This window comes from Rhizobium binxianense, assembly GCF_028994275.1.
Taxonomy (GTDB): Bacteria; Pseudomonadota; Alphaproteobacteria; order Rhizobiales; family Rhizobiaceae; genus Rhizobium; species Rhizobium binxianense.
Genome location: NZ_CP118713.1, coordinates 1,044,183 through 1,058,181 on the forward strand (window position 1 = coordinate 1,044,183; position 13,999 = coordinate 1,058,181).

General features: G+C 61.9%; 18 protein-coding genes. 7 read left to right on the plus strand and 11 right to left on the minus strand.

Annotated elements, in window-relative coordinates:
• The first annotated feature begins 75 nt into the window (after positions 1-75).
• The 4 genes from PO860_RS05205 to PO860_RS05220 all read left to right on the plus strand — a co-directional run bounded on the left by PO860_RS05205 (position 76) and on the right by PO860_RS05220 (position 3,458).
• A complete protein-coding gene (locus PO860_RS05205) occupies positions 76-828 on the plus strand; it encodes a Crp/Fnr family transcriptional regulator (protein WP_273884086.1) in 753 nt (250 codons plus the stop codon).
• A 142-nt stretch (positions 829-970) separates the two neighbouring features.
• Positions 971-1,456, plus strand: a complete 486-nt coding sequence (locus PO860_RS05210) for a response regulator (RefSeq protein WP_273884085.1) — start codon at positions 971-973, stop codon at positions 1,454-1,456.
• 124 nt (positions 1,457-1,580) lie between these two features.
• Positions 1,581-2,351 carry a DNA repair protein RecO gene (gene recO / locus PO860_RS05215; protein ID WP_183606335.1) on the plus strand — a complete coding sequence of 257 codons (771 nt, stop codon included), beginning with the start codon at positions 1,581-1,583 and terminating at the stop codon, positions 2,349-2,351.
• Positions 2,352-2,462: 111 nt separating this feature from the next.
• Positions 2,463-3,458, plus strand: a complete 996-nt coding sequence (locus PO860_RS05220) for an aldo/keto reductase (RefSeq protein WP_273884084.1) — start codon at positions 2,463-2,465, stop codon at positions 3,456-3,458.
• 3 nt (positions 3,459-3,461) lie between these two features.
• Here PO860_RS05220 and PO860_RS05225 read toward each other — a convergent pair whose 3' ends face one another.
• The 3 genes from PO860_RS05225 to PO860_RS05235 all read right to left on the minus strand — a co-directional run bounded on the left by PO860_RS05225 (position 3,462) and on the right by PO860_RS05235 (position 7,077).
• Positions 3,462-4,319, minus strand: coding sequence for an MOSC domain-containing protein (locus PO860_RS05225; RefSeq protein ID WP_183606337.1), 858 nt, complete (start codon positions 4,317-4,319; stop codon positions 3,462-3,464).
• A gap of 74 nt (positions 4,320-4,393) precedes the next feature.
• Positions 4,394-5,038, minus strand: coding sequence for an HD domain-containing protein (locus PO860_RS05230; protein ID WP_272783356.1), 645 nt, complete (start codon positions 5,036-5,038; stop codon positions 4,394-4,396).
• 134 nt (positions 5,039-5,172) lie between these two features.
• Positions 5,173-7,077: a putative bifunctional diguanylate cyclase/phosphodiesterase gene (locus PO860_RS05235; protein ID WP_273880603.1), complete on the minus strand. Its 1,905-nt coding sequence runs from the start codon at positions 7,075-7,077 to the stop codon at positions 5,173-5,175.
• Positions 7,078-7,498: 421 nt separating this feature from the next.
• Here PO860_RS05235 and PO860_RS05240 point away from each other — a divergent pair, with 421 nt between their 5' ends.
• Positions 7,499-7,846 (plus strand): hypothetical protein, encoded by a 348-nt coding sequence (locus PO860_RS05240; RefSeq protein ID WP_273884083.1) that lies wholly within the window; start codon positions 7,499-7,501, stop codon positions 7,844-7,846.
• Between the two features lie 128 nt (positions 7,847-7,974).
• Positions 7,975-8,490 (plus strand): superoxide dismutase family protein, encoded by a 516-nt coding sequence (locus PO860_RS05245; protein WP_183606341.1) that lies wholly within the window; start codon positions 7,975-7,977, stop codon positions 8,488-8,490.
• Positions 8,491-8,534: 44 nt separating this feature from the next.
• Here the strand turns inward: PO860_RS05245 and PO860_RS05250 are convergent, their stop codons facing one another.
• From PO860_RS05250 to PO860_RS05285, 8 genes are all read right to left on the minus strand, one after another.
• On the minus strand, positions 8,535-9,425 hold the full coding sequence (locus PO860_RS05250; RefSeq protein ID WP_273884082.1) for a mechanosensitive ion channel family protein: 891 nt from the start codon (positions 9,423-9,425) through the stop codon (positions 8,535-8,537).
• Positions 9,426-9,483: 58 nt separating this feature from the next.
• Entirely contained in the window at positions 9,484-10,014 is a 531-nt protein-coding gene (locus PO860_RS05255; protein ID WP_273884081.1) for a tyrosine phosphatase family protein, read from the minus strand.
• Positions 10,011-10,619: an HD family hydrolase gene (locus PO860_RS05260; RefSeq protein WP_273884080.1), complete on the minus strand. Its 609-nt coding sequence runs from the start codon at positions 10,617-10,619 to the stop codon at positions 10,011-10,013. Before PO860_RS05260 ends, PO860_RS05255 begins: the two co-directional genes overlap by 4 nt.
• Positions 10,616-11,461, minus strand: coding sequence for a CAF17-like 4Fe-4S cluster assembly/insertion protein YgfZ (gene ygfZ, locus PO860_RS05265; protein WP_273884079.1), 846 nt, complete (start codon positions 11,459-11,461; stop codon positions 10,616-10,618). The genes PO860_RS05260 and ygfZ overlap by 4 nt, the downstream gene beginning before the upstream one ends.
• A 97-nt stretch (positions 11,462-11,558) precedes the next feature.
• A complete protein-coding gene (locus PO860_RS05270) occupies positions 11,559-12,317 on the minus strand; it encodes a hypothetical protein (protein ID WP_183606346.1) in 759 nt (252 codons plus the stop codon).
• 18 nt (positions 12,318-12,335) lie between these two features.
• Entirely contained in the window at positions 12,336-12,593 is a 258-nt protein-coding gene (locus PO860_RS05275) for a hypothetical protein (protein ID WP_183606347.1), read from the minus strand.
• A gap of 103 nt (positions 12,594-12,696) precedes the next feature.
• Positions 12,697-13,131 (minus strand): TIGR02301 family protein, encoded by a 435-nt coding sequence (locus PO860_RS05280; RefSeq protein WP_183606348.1) that lies wholly within the window; start codon positions 13,129-13,131, stop codon positions 12,697-12,699.
• Between the two features lie 59 nt (positions 13,132-13,190).
• The gene (locus PO860_RS05285) at positions 13,191-13,607 is read right to left on the minus strand and encodes an NUDIX hydrolase (protein WP_183606349.1); all 417 of its coding nucleotides are present in this window, start codon (positions 13,605-13,607) and stop codon (positions 13,191-13,193) included.
• 71 nt (positions 13,608-13,678) lie between these two features.
• Here PO860_RS05285 and PO860_RS05290 point away from each other — a divergent pair, with 71 nt between their 5' ends.
• Positions 13,679-13,999 (plus strand): YnfA family protein, encoded by a 321-nt coding sequence (locus PO860_RS05290; protein WP_273884078.1) that lies wholly within the window; start codon positions 13,679-13,681, stop codon positions 13,997-13,999.

The following is a 13,999-nucleotide window of genomic DNA, read 5'->3' on the forward strand; positions in this document are numbered from 1 at the left end:
TTCCATGCCTGGAGCATTCCTCGATGAACGGCGCGCCAACGTTGGCGCGCCGGTTTTGCGACGGCAAGGGCAAATATGGTGACGTCGAGATCGATCAATTCTTTCAAGACCCCTTGCCAGCAATGTCCTTTGCGGCCGCTGCCGCATTTCAGGGAGTTCAGCCGCGACGAGCTGGAGTTCGTCGCCAGCTTCAAGAGGGGTGAGCTAGCTGTCGATGCCGGTTCCACCATCCTCGTCGAGGGTGCCCATAGCGCGCACCTCTTCACGGTGCTGTCCGGTTGGGGCTTTCGCTACAAGATGCTGGAGGATGGGCGCCGCCAGATTCTGAATTATATCATGCCGGGCGATCTGATCGGCCTGCAGGGGACGATCGCCGGTGAGATGCAGCATTCGGTCGAAGCGCTGTCACCGGTTTCCCTTTGCGTCTTCGAGCGCGCCAGGCTGATGACGCTCTATAACAAACACGCCTCGCTCGCCTTCGACATCACCTGGATCGCGGCGCGCGAGGAACGCATCCTGGATGAGCATCTGCTCTCCATCGGCCGCCGCACGGCGCTGGAAAGAGCAGCCTACCTGATCGCTTTCCTGTTTGAGCGTGGCCGGAAGCTTAACCTCTTTAACGGCCGTACATTCATCCCCATCACCCAGCAGCACATTGCCGATACCCTTGGCCTCTCCATCGTTCACACCAATAAGACCTTGAAAAAGCTCGGTGAACGTGGGCTGATCCGCTGGCAGGAGCGCGGCTGTGAGGTGTTGAACGGCGAGGAATTGATGACCATTTCCGGCTGGGAAGGGCTTGGAGAGGGCAAACGTCCCTTCATCTGATGCTTATCGCCCGGAAGTGTGCCGCGTCATGCAGTAGCCAAACCCCTTGCTTATGTCTTTTTTAAATGCGCATTAGCATCAGGAAAAATAAGGTTGGCCATCATCGTTCCTCCGATTTGATTCTTATCGACCGGGCAGAAAAATGTTTTATTCAAAAATGGTGGCGGAATTCACCGGTAGCGTGCCATGCGGGGCACCGGAGGGCAATGATGTTGGGGAAACGGCCGGGGCGCTGCGACAGGCGCCCGACGGGGGGCATGGAATCATGAGCGCAATCCGTGTTCTGGTTCTTGAAGACAGTCTGATCATCGCGATGGAGGCGGAGGATATGCTGCGCCTTACCGGGGTCGAGGGCATCGATATCGTCGGCAGTGTGGAACAGGCAAGGGCTGCCATCGCTGCGGAGACATATGATTTCGCCCTTCTCGACGTTAATCTCGGCGAGGGCATGAGCTTCGGATTTGCCCGTCATCTTCTCGATATCGGCATCCCCTTCGGCTTCGTCAGCGGCTATTCCGATACAGGCGATTTCCCGCCCGACCTGCAGCACATACCGCTTCTGGTGAAGCCGTTCGACGAAACAGCGATGCGCGACTTCCTGCAGAGGCTTTTCCCGGCTGTAGCCTGACACGGTCCATGACAGAATCCAGGCCTTGCCGACAGCGACGCGCGTCTTTCAGACGTGCAAAGGACGCTGTCACGCGTTGAATTATGCAGTAGGATGGATTCGTCAGCCGTGAGGACTTCTTTCGATGCAGTGGCAGGACCATGCGATCATCCTGGGCGTCAAGCGCCACGGCGAGACGAGTGTCATCGCCGAGGTGATGACGCGGGATCGCGGCCGCCATCTCGGCCTGGTGCGTTCCGGTCGCTCGCGCGCCATGCAGCCGGTGCTGCAGGCCGGCAATGCCGTCGAGGTCCTCTGGCGCGCCAGGTTAGACGAGCATCTCGGTGAATTCCGCGTCGAGCCGGTGACGTTGCGCGCCGCCCGCCTGATGGAAACGGCGACCGCTGTCTACGGTGTCCAGGCGATGGGCGCGCTGCTGCGGCTGCTGCCGGAGCGTGATCCGCATCCGCACCTCTTCGATGCGCTCGAAGTGATCCTCGATCACCTGCACAACCCGGCCGATGCCGGCGAACTCTTCGTGCGTTTCGAACTTGCGGTGCTGAATGATCTCGGCTTCGGCCTCGATCTTGCCGAATGCGCCGCGACCGGCGCCCGTTCCGATCTCGTCTATGTCTCGCCGAAATCCGGCCGCGCCGTTAGCCGCAGCGCCGGCGCCCCCTGGGCGGACAAGATGCTGCTCCTGCCACCCTTCCTCAGTATCGAAGGCAATCATGCGGCGGACTTCGATAGTCTCGCAGCGGCATTCCGGCTGACGGGATTCTTTCTGCATCGCCACGTCTATGAACCGCGCGGCATCGAGGCGGCGGCGGCCCGTGACGGTTTCGTTCAGGCGGCGCTCAAGGCGCTCAATCCAGCCTTGCGGACGCTTTCCGGTCCGAATGGTATTTCCGCCTGACTTCCTTTCTTTCGGGCATTTTTTACCGGTGCAAAACATCCTCCGGATTTGGCGGTTTACCCGCATGGGAGCCCTTCCTATGTCTTGGAGACGCCAACCGGGGAGGATCTCATGCTGACCAAGACCGCATCACCGACGACGATCACGCTCTGGAACGGCCGCGAAATTCCGCGTCTCGGCATGGGATGCTGGGCGATCGGCGGTCCCTTCTTTGCCGGCGACACGCCGCTCGGCTGGGGGGAAGTCGACGACGATGAATCCGTCGAAGCGATCGACCGTGCCATCGAACTCGGCATCCGCTTCTTCGATACGGCCTCGAACTACGGTGCCGGCCACTCGGAGGATGTGCTTGGCCGGGCACTCGGCAATCGCGACGACGTTATTGTCGCCACCAAGTTCGGCTTCGCGACCGATCCGCAAACCAAGCAGGCCACCGGTGCCTTCGCCGATGAGGCCTTTATCCGCCGTTCGGTCGAGACCTCGCTGCGCCGCCTCAAGCGCGACCGCCTCGATCTCCTACAGTTCCACATCAATGACTTTCCGCTGGAACAATCGGATGCCGTCTTCGATACGCTTGAGGCGCTGCGCAGCGAAGGCAAGATCGATGCATTCGGCTGGAGCACCGATTTTCCTGATCGCGCTGCCCGTCATGCAGGCCGCCGGGGCTACGTCTCGATCCAGCACACGATGAACGTCTTCGAGCCGGTGCCGGAGATGATTGCGGTGATCGAAGGGAAGGGACTGATCTCCATCAATCGCGGCCCGCTGGCCATGGGGCTCTTGACCGGCAAGTTCACCGCCGACAAGGCGGTGGGCGCCAAGGATGTGCGCGGTGCGGCCCTCGACTGGATGGTCTATTTCAAGGACGGGCGCATGGCCCCGGAATTCGCCGCGAGGCTCGATGCCGTCCGCGATCTCCTGACATCGGGCGGCCGCACGCTGACGCAGGGGGCGCTTGCCTGGCTCTGGGCGAGGTCGCCGCGCACCCTGCCCATTCCGGGCTTCCGCACCGTCGCCCAGGTGGAAGAAAATGCCGGCGCGCTGGAAAAAGGACCGCTGCCGGCCGACGTCATGGCCGGGATCGATTCAGCGCTCGGGCATGCGTGAGACCTACCCCCGTGCGCGAACCTTCATTGCCCAGCCCTCCGACCGCGCCTCGATGATCTTCACCTTGTCGCCGGTCGTGATCCTGCCGCTGCCGCGCGGCGTGACGTTCCAGCCGAAGAGTGGGCCGGGCACGCGGCGGTCGGCCGACATGCGGATGCGGCCCATGGCCGGCATCGGGTTGGCCACCTCGCGTGAGCCGGTCAACTGGTCCTGTGTCGTCATAATGCAGCGCGAGCAGGGCTTGACGAGATCGAAGCGGATGCCGGCGATTTCGATCGCCGCCCAGCGATCCTCCGGCCAGGCCTCGTCGATATCGATGACGATGTTCGGTCGAAAGCGTTCCATGCCGACGCTGCCTTCGCCATGGGCGGCGAGATCGGCATTCAAAGCTCTCAGCGAGCCGGTCGTCGTCACCAGGATCTGGTAGCCGTCGGTAAAGGTGACCGGCGTGCCTTCACCGGCCCATTCGGCATTCGCCGTCCGCCGCGCCTGGCCGTCGAAGAAGACCAGCCGGACCTCGCGGCCAAGCCATTCGGAAAGCTGGCGGTTGCTGTCGGGATCGGCGACGGCGGCGCTGACGGTCGATTTCCACACGGTCACATCCATGCGGGTGTCAGGCCGAGGCGGCGGTACCGATATTTCCTGTTTTCCCTCCATCAGCAGCCGGAAAGCGCCGGGTTCCGGCCGCAGCGCGATGCGCGCGAGGTCCGGCAATTCGCGTTGGGTGATGAAATGACCCTTGGGGTCGGTGATCATTGCCCGCCGGTCGCCGGACAGTCCGTGGGCATCGATCTCGGCGGCGGGCAGCGCAATGCCGCGGGCGCTCTTGAGTGGGTAGATGAAGAGGTCGCTGATACGCATGCCGTTCTCCTGGAATCGCGTAAAAATAAAAACTTAGAGCGGTTCTCCGCGATTCGCTGAAAAGCTGACCCGCTCTAGATTTCATCCATGAATGCCGAGAGGAAATCGCGCAGGCTTTTGTCACGCGCGGCCGCCAGCCTGCGGCCGGTCTCGGTCTGGAACCCTTCCGCCAGCTTGAACAGCTTCGTCCGGAAATGGTCAATGGCGTAACGCTTGTCGTCGAGCGGGCGATGCTCCGCCGCTGGGTCGAACGGATCGTAAAGCCCCGATCCCAGTCGTCCGGCGATATAGAAACAGCGGGCGGCGCCGACCATGCCGATCGCGTCCAGCCGGTCGGCATCCTGCAGGATCTTTGCCTCCAGCGTCTGCGGCGCTACCCCGGCTGAGAAACTATGCGCGGTGATCGCATGCGCGGCAGCCTCGATATCCGCCTCTCCCCAGCCGAGCTCTGCCAGGATCGCCGATGCCTTTTCCGCCGCCAGAGCCGATGCTTTTGCCCGCAGCGGCGAATTCTTCTCGACGGCGACGCAGTCGTGCAGCAGCGCGGAGGCGGCAAGAACCCGCCCGTCACCGCCTTCCTCGGCATGGATGCGCATGGCGTTGCGGAAGACGCGCAGGATATGGGCGAGATCGTGCGAGCCGTCGTCGCCGTCGGCCGCATGCGCAATCAGCGCCGCCGCCAGCGTTTCGTGAGGGGAGAAGGCTTCAGCCTCGAACATCGCGCCACCTGTTATGAGGAAGGTTAAAAGCATAGGCTGCAAGCCGATGCCGGCCAAAGCATGCGACAGAGAGGCCTCGGCAATCGCAGCCGATTGTCTAGCGGCTTGCCGTGCGAGTCGCAATCGAGCGAATCTCAGCGCCTGGTTTTAGGAAGACGTGTCACGCCGCCGTTCTTCGGCGGCAGGGCGAGAAGGTGGGGCACGTCACGCACCGGTCTCGGCGGACTGATATGGTAGCCCTGGATTTCGTCGCATTCCTCGCATTCGAGCAGCGCCAGTTGCTCGGCCGTCTCGACGCCCTCGACGGTGACGCGCATGCCGAGCGCATCCCCGAGCAGGATGATTGCGTGCATGATCGCATGCGCCTCCTTGTTGTCGGCGATGTCGTTGACGAAGGATTTGTCGATCTTGATTTTGTCGAAGGGAAAGCTCGAGAGATAGCTCAGCGACGAATAGCCGGTGCCGAAATCGTCCATCGAAATGCGGATGCCGCGCTCCTTCAGCGCATGCAGGATCGGCAGCACCTCGTCGAGATTCTCCATCAGCACGCTCTCGGTGATTTCGAGTTCGAACCGCGACGGCGACAGTGCGGCGGCGGCAAGCGCTTCGCCGACGTCCTTTGTCAGGTCGCTGCCGCTGAATTGGATTGCAGAAACGTTGACCGCGACCTTGATGCCCTCCGGCCATTGCGCCGCATCGCTGCAGGCTCGGCGCAAAACCCATCGGCCGATATCGACGATGAGGCCGACCTCTTCGGCGAGTGGAATGAAATCCATCGGCGGGACGCGGCCGCGGATCGGGTGGTTCCAGCGGATCAGGGCTTCGAAGCCGCAGATGCGCCGCTGCCGGAGGTCATAGAGCGGCTGGTAGTGCAGCTCGAATTCCTCGTTCTCGACGGCTGCTCTGAGGTCTGCCTCGAGCGCGTGGCGCAGCTGCATCTGCACTTCCATCTCACCGGCGAAGAAACGCTCGCGTTTGCGCCCGTCCGCCTTGGCATGCGATAGCGCCACGCCGGCATTCTTCAGCAGGATATCGGTTTCCTCGCCATCATCAGGGGCGATTGCGATCCCCATGGAAACGCTGAGCTCCACTTGTTTCTCGCCGTGGAAAAACGGCTCGGAAAGCGCGCGGCGGATTTGCTCGGCAAGGGCAGTCACGTTCCACGGCTGCTGTCCGCCGGTCTGCAGGATGGCGAATTCATCCGAGCCGAGGCGCGCCAGGGCGTTCTCCGAACCGACCGAGGCTCGGATGCGCTCGGCGACCTGCTGCAGGATCTTGTCGCCGGCCGACACGCCCATCGTGTTGTTGATCGATTTGAAGCGATCGAGATTGAGGTGAACAAGCGCGATCTGCTCATCCGGCTTGCGCTCGATGAGCGTTGCATCGACCTGCTCGCGGAAATGGATGCGGTTCGGAAGGCCGGTCAGCGGATCGTGGTGAGCGAGATAGGTGATACGCTCGGCCGCCTTTCGATCCTCGGTAATATCGGCGTGAATGGCGATGCTGCTGCCGTCGGCAAGGATGGTCACCATGCTCTGGATGGTGCGGCCGTCGTCCATCAGCCATTCGCGCCGACGGATACCGCTGCTTTTGACGGTTACAGCGGAATGTCGCCTCGTTCGCCGGCCGTGCTTGGCGCTGGTGCCCTCCATCCCGCGCATTTTGCCGATGAGATCGGTGATTGTCACGCCCACGACGACATCGTCCTGCGTCAGGCCGAAGAGTTGACCGAAGCGAATGTTGGAAAGCGTCAGCCGCTGGTCGGCGTCGAAGACGCTGAGACCGAGCGGCAGGTTGTTGAGGATGATTTCGAAGAGCCTCTGCTGTCCGTCGAACGCCTGACTGAGGGCTGATATATTGCCTCTCAGCGCATGGTTTTCCCTCAACAGCGTTTCCGCGCTTCTCTCGATTTCGTCATAGTCATTTTCATGGACGCGATAGGTCGCGATCACAAGCTCCATCAGACGCTGCGCGTCGACCGTTCCATCGGCCGTGACGGCCTGGCTGCATTGCTGCCAGAAGAGCGCTTCAGCTTTCATGTGGATGCTTCGGGACGGCTGCGACGACAATGGGCGTCTTCTTTTGATGGACGTACCTCATTGCCTCGGAGATCCTTCCTAAAATGAACACCAAATTGATATTTTATAAGCTGAACGTCTGGGTAGTGTCTTGCAACGCCCATTTTGGCTGGGTCGGATTAATATTCGGTTGCAGTGCAGCAGCGGCGGCACGTCGTTAGACATTTGTTTTATATGTGAAAAATCGCTGAAATACCCCGAGCTCCCCTCGTTTGGCGCAGGAGGAAGCTTGGCCCCGCGGCATTTCGTTAACTGTTGTCAATCATCGTTAATCAGAAGTTAACAACTTATTGACGCACTGCGCAAATCAGTTTAACCAGCGAGTCAACAATGATTTTCCACCTTCGTATTGCGTACAAACACCACCGGCAAAAGGCGGTGAATGGAGGTTTGTATGACCAGCACCACATCCGTTTCAGACACGTCATACGCATATCTGGCGACGCTCTCGCGGCTTGATGCCAATGGCGACGGCGTACTCAGCCGCGGCGAACGTGCCGCCGATAAGAAGCCCGGCATCATCAAGGAACTCGTCGAAGAAGATAAGGCCGGCGAGACGCAGCCGAAGTTTTCCGGCAGCCTGATAGCGCTGATGATGGACACGCGTGACGGCGGCACGGCAAGCAGCATCGCCGTTTCCTATCCCTTGCAACAGACCGCGCCGGCGACCGGCGACCAGCCCGAGGATCTCTATCGCAAGACCTACGGCCAGTTCGACGCCGTCGCCTGAACGGCCTACCAATTCGGGTGATCTGCAAGCCGGCCGTTAGGCCGGCTTTTCTCGTGGCATATTTCTTCATCAGGAACACCTTCCGGGTTGATACGTTCAGAAGGACAACCGGACGGAAGGAGATTTCCATGAAAGCCATGCGCACCATCGCCGCCCTTAGCCTGCTCGCAGTTGCATTGCCGGCGGGCGCTCAGGACAAGCAGACGGCGATCGCCAATTTCGTCGACAAAGACGGCAAGGAAGACGGCCGCGCGCAGCTGACGGCTGCCGCCAGTGGCGGCGTGCTGATCGAAGTCGAGATATCCGGACTGCCGGCGAACAAATGGGTGGCCTTCCATGTTCACGAGACCGGCCGTTGCGACGCCGCGACCCATCACGAGTCGGCGGGCGGTCACTTCAACCCCGGCAAGGCCGAGCACGGCATTCTTGCTGCCAAGGGGCCGCATGCCGGCGATATGCCCAATCAATATGTCGGACAGGACGGCGTGCTCCGGGCGCAGATCTTCGACAGCATGGTCACGCTCGACGGCAAGACCGACGGCATTCGCGGCCGCGCATTGATGGTGCACGCCAATTCGGATGATTATCGCAGCCAGCCCTCAGGCGATGCCGGGGAAAGATTGTCCTGCGGCGTCATTCAATAGCCGACTGTAGCATCGACATGCAAAGTCACGGCGGCCGTCGTGCCTCATTGCCGCGTTGGCGCCGGCTTTTCGGCCGCCGCCCTGCCGTTGGACTTCTTTGTCGGTGTTGCGTCGGAAGCATCCGACAGCGTGGCCGGACTGTCCTTCTCGTCGAAGGCGAGTTTCACGCGCTTCACCGTGTCACGGCTGAGCGACCACCAGTCGCCGGTCTTTGCCCAATAGCGCAGCGTCACGAAGATCGCGCTGTCACCGAGGCTGTCGATGAAGACGCTGGGTGCCGGTGACGTCAGCACCCGCGCATCGCCTTTGGCAAGGCCCATCAACTTCTCCATCGCCTGATCGAGGTCATCCTCGTAGGCGATCTTGATCTTCACCTCGTTCTGCCGGGTGGCCTCGCGGCTGAAATTGGTGATCGGCGTGTTCCAGAGCGTCGAATTCGGTGCCAATCGATAAAGCCCGTCGGCAGTCCTGAGTTCGGTTGCAAACAATCCGATTTCACGCACCGTGCCCGCCACGCTGCTGGTCTCGATATATTCGCCGACGCGGAACGGCCTGAGGATCAACAGCATGATGCCGGCGGCAATATTCTGCAGCGTTCCCTGCAGCGCCAGCCCGATCGCCAGGCCTGCTGCGCCGAGGGCGGCGATGATCGAGGCGGTCTGGACGCCAAACTGGCCAAGCACGGTGATGAACACCAGGATGAGCAGCGCGTAACGCAGCACATTGGTGAAGAATCGCGCCAGCGTTTCGTCGATGCCATGGACGCGCGACAGGCCTTCATAGGCCCAGCGGCTGGCAAAACCGGCAAGCGTCCAGCCGAGAACGAGCAGGATCACCGCCCCGAGGACGGAGAAGGAATATTGCACCGCCAGTGCGCTCGCCTGGCTGAGCGCTGTTTGCGTGGCGAGAAGAACATCGGCTGCCTGTTGTTGCATGATCTGGCCCTGTCGATTCTACGTGGTCGGGGGCTAGATGGAGCGGCTGGCGGCAGCGTCAACCGCAGGCGGCGTCCCTGATATCAAGCACGAAGGGCGCGTTGCCGTCGGCATCGGCACCGCGTCCGATTGCCCGCACCGCCGCGACCAGCCGGCCGCCGCGGTTAAGCAGCGTGTCGCCGATCTCGATCAGCCGGGCATTCGGAGTCGCGAAAGGCGAGGCGATCCGCAACCGACGGGCAAGCTGTTCCTCGCTCTGATCCGGCGCGAGCGAGAGTGCTGCGATCAGGGCTGCCGCCGGCGACCGCGACACGCCCATCCAGCAATGGATGAGCAGCGGCGTCTCCTGCCGCCACGAGGCGGCAAAGTCGATAAGCCAGCGGACATGCGTCTCGTCGGGGGCCACGAGACCGCCGGTGCCCTTGAAAGTGATATCGTTCATGCAAAGCGTCAGATGACGGTCGGCCGCGATCACGCCCGGCCGATGAAAGGCCTGTTCCTTGGCGATCAGGCTGATCATGTCACGCGCCTTATGGCGCACGGCCATCTCCGCGATGCGCGACAGCGGCGAGACGACGATGAAGCTCATGACATCATCGTCCGCTCTGCCTCGATCGCCGCGAAGCGTTCGCAGAACAACCGCTGCGCTTCGATCGCCGGCAGCGGCTCGATCATCAGCATCTCCCTGCTGATGCCACGCGGCTGGCCGAAGAATTTCTGTGCCTCGGCGGGTGTGAAGCCGGCCAGCACGGTCGCCTCGAAATAGGCAGCGATCGTGTCGGCTTTCTTGATCCGGTCCTTGAGGTCGCGCGAGGGATGCGGCGGCAGGCCGAAGCGCAGGTGTACGGCGGCCTCCAGCCGCATTTCCACCGTTTTGTAGCCGCCGCCGACCACCGATTTGAACGGCGAGATCATATCGCCGATCACATATTCCGGCGCATCATGCAGCAGGGCCATCAGACACTCCTGCGGGCGCGCCTCGTTGAAGCGGCGAAAAATATCCTCGACGACGAGACTATGCTGGGCCACCGAAAAAGCATGATCGCCTGATGTCTGGCCGTTCCAGCGGGCGACACGCGCCAGCCCATGGGCGATGTCGATCAGTTCGACATCGAGCGGCGAGGGATCGAGCAGGTCGAGCCTGCGCCCGGACAGCATGCGTTGCCAGGCACGCGGAGCTTTCGCCACTGTCACGCGCTGGCCTCGTCGGCACTGGTGGGAAAGGCAAGGCCGGACCATGCCGGCAGGACGAGGGAAACGGGTATTTCGCCGGCGAGCAGCGGCGTGCCTGCCGCCATCGCGGCGCCGGCGCGGTCGATGCGCACGATGGCAAGTCCATGGTCGCCTTCGACCGAGCCGAGCGTTCCCACCGGCTTGCCGGCGGCGGTGATCTCGGTTCCCGTGCCTGGCAAGGCTGCAATGGCGGAGACGGTCACGACGCGCCGGCGCGCGGTGCCGCGGTGCTGCATGCGCGAGACGACCTCCTGGCCGACATAGCAGCCCTTCCTGAAGGAGAGGCCGCCGTTGAAATCCATGAGCACGTCATGCGGGAAGGCGTCCTGCAGGGCGAAGTCCGATCCCGATGTGACGATGCCGTGGCTGATACGCAGCGCGTCGTAGAGCGCTTGCGCGCCCTCGCCATGTTTGCCGGGCCGGCGGATCAGCGTGACGCCCGCCTTGGCGAAGCGGCTGTCGCGGACGCCTTGGCTGCCATCGGCATCCTCGCCCCAGGAAACGGTGACGCCCTCTTCGGGGCTTGGCGCAAGTGTGACGGCGGCGCGCAGCTTATACATGGTCAGCCGCTTCAGCAGGCCATCGCGTTGATCGGCATCCGTTTCGATCACGAAGCCTTCGCCGTCCTGCCAGATCATGAAGTCGAACAGGATCTTGCCCTGCGGCGTCAACAATGCCCCGGGCCGCGCTTCGTCGGGTTCAAGCGCGGTGATATCGGTGGTGATCAGGTTCTGCAGGAAGGATTGAGCTTCCGCGCCGCTGACAAGGAGCAATGAGCGGTCTTTCAGGAATACGGCTGGCATGGCGGAACCTGTCGCGTTGGTCATCGCTCAGAGGTATGTCTTTGCAGGATGGATCGCAAGCGCCATGCGAGAGGTAAAGGGCGCAGGCAGGACGGCGTCAATCGCCGGCGGTGAAGAATTTCCATTTCCCGTCGGGCTTGATGCCGAGACGATAGAAATTATACCCGCCGAATTCCTGCATGTCGGAAAGATCGCCTGCTGTGACGATGCGCAGCAGTTCGACGCGCTCCGGCGGCGTCAGCGACTTCAAGTCTTTCTCGGCAAAATAAGGCCAGACATACATTTCTTCAGGCGTGCCCTGGCCGACATGCACGAAGCCGGTCGAGATGATGTCGAGCATGATGGCGAGGATCTCGTCTCCATCGGGATCACCCGAAAGATCCTTCAGCGTGCCGATCGGATCGTCGGTCGGCTCGCCCACGGTCACCTGCGTCTGCTCCGTGCCGGTGCCCATCAGCGGTCGCAGCCGTTCGAGATCGCCGGAGGCGGCCGCCTCGACGATCTGCTCGCGCATCTTGCGAACCGGCTCGGGCGCCTTGCTGATGTCGTAGATCACCTCCACCGGCTTGGAAGCATCCTGAGCACCCGGCGTCTTGTCGACACCCTGATTGTTCTGGCTGTTGACCAGCGGATCGGCCATGGGAACGCCGGAAGCGGTCCCACCCTGCGGCTGGCTCTGTCCCTGAGCGCTTCCCTGCGCGGCCGGGGCGTCATTGGCCGCCTGGCCGGGGATCTTGTGCAGTTCGGAAAGCGCGTAGGCTGCCGGCGCGAGGCAAATATTGCCGGCGGCGAGGCTGAACGCAAGCAGCACCGGCGCGAGCGGAATTCGCGAAACTTTCTCTTTACCGGTGCGCATCAAACTCTCTGATAACAATTATTGCAGGGTGCGGTTGGCGGAAAATTCGCCGGCAAGCATGCGTTCGCGCAGCGAATCCAGCAAGGCTTCGGCGCTGTTTTCCCCGTGCAATCTGATGGTCTCTCTCAGTGCATGCGCAATGGCTGCATCAGCGATGATTTCAGGCTCGATTCCGTCGGCCATGCCGTCGGCCCAAGCCTCGTTCTGGTACTCCAGAGCCGCCTGCATCTTTTCGTGGACGATCATGTCGTCGATCTCGTTGAGGCTTGCTTCCATTGTTTTTTCCTCAGAACTTCTCATGTCTTACTGCACCGTTAACAACACTAACAGCCTTTTCCCAAAACGACACGTCCGCATGCGAAAACAGGTTAATTAAACGTCAATTTCCAAAACGCGAGGTAATTTCTGTGGCGAGTGTTGCACCTTCGTTACGGTAGCGCCCTTCTGCCACGATGGCCGCCGGGGTGCAATCCGTATAGACCGAGGCGAAGGCGCGATAGCCGCGATTGAAGGCCGCCGTGAGCTTTTCCCGACGCTGCGGCTCGCCCCCGGTCTCCGAATCGAGCAACTGCTGCATGCCGCTTCGCCACTCGTCGCCGCCTGCCGCCTTGCAGAGCGTTCTGAGATAATGCACCGAACCCAACACCTCCGCGAGCCGCGCCAGCTTGTCGTCATAGGGCACGGTCGCGGCTGGTGGCGGCGCAATCTCCTGCGTCTGCGGAGGCGGCGTATTCTTGCCCTGCGCCATAGTGGGGCCGGCCAAGACGAGGGCCAGCACGGGCAGAGACAGGAAAACGCGTCGCACGGGAATCATGCTTCACAGTTGATACGCTGAGCATGACGGCAACAAGGCGCGCCTGAAAGTTTCCACTTCTATTCGCCGCCCGAAATCCGCTCCGCGCATTCGAGCACGCTCTGCGGCACGGGCAATCGCCGGATTTCCTCCACCGTGTACCAGCCGAGAGCGGCGGCATCGTCGGCGGCTTCGGCCACGGCGTCCTCATCCGCATCGACGCGAAAGACCGACAGCAGGAAATGGCTGTTGATGCTGCCGTCGGCGGCATGCGTCTTCAGGTCATAGGTCGAAAACAGCCGCGGATTACGGGCGAAAATGCCGGTTTCCTCGCGGAATTCCCGCAATGCCGTTTCCTCCGGCGTTTCACCCGGTTCGGCGCGTCCGCCGGGAAAGGCATACATGTCGGCGGAAGGCGAGTTGCGCCGCAATACCAGAAGGAAGCGTCCGTCGCGTTCGAGAATGGCGGACGAGGCGGCTTTGGCGGTGGAGGTCATCGGGTCTGCTCTTGCTGTGGTCGCCCATCTTATCGGATGAAGAGTGCGACCGGGATTCGAAAGGTGCTTCCGTGACCTACATCATCTTTGCCTTTGCCGCTCTCCTCGAGATATCTGGCTGCTTTGCCTTCTGGGCATGGCTGAAGCTCGAAAAGCCCGTCTGGTGGCTGGCGCCGGGCATGGTCTCGCTCGCACTTTTTGCCTGGCTTCTGACGCTTGTGCCGAGCGAGGCCGCCGGCCGTACTTTCGCGGCCTATGGCGGCATTTACATCCTTGCCTCGCTGCTCTGGCTGTGGTTGGTCGAAGCCCGCGTGCCTGATCGTTACGATATCGGCGGCGCGCTGATCTGCCTTGCTGGCGCCAGCCTCATCCTCTTCGCGCCGAGAGGTTGA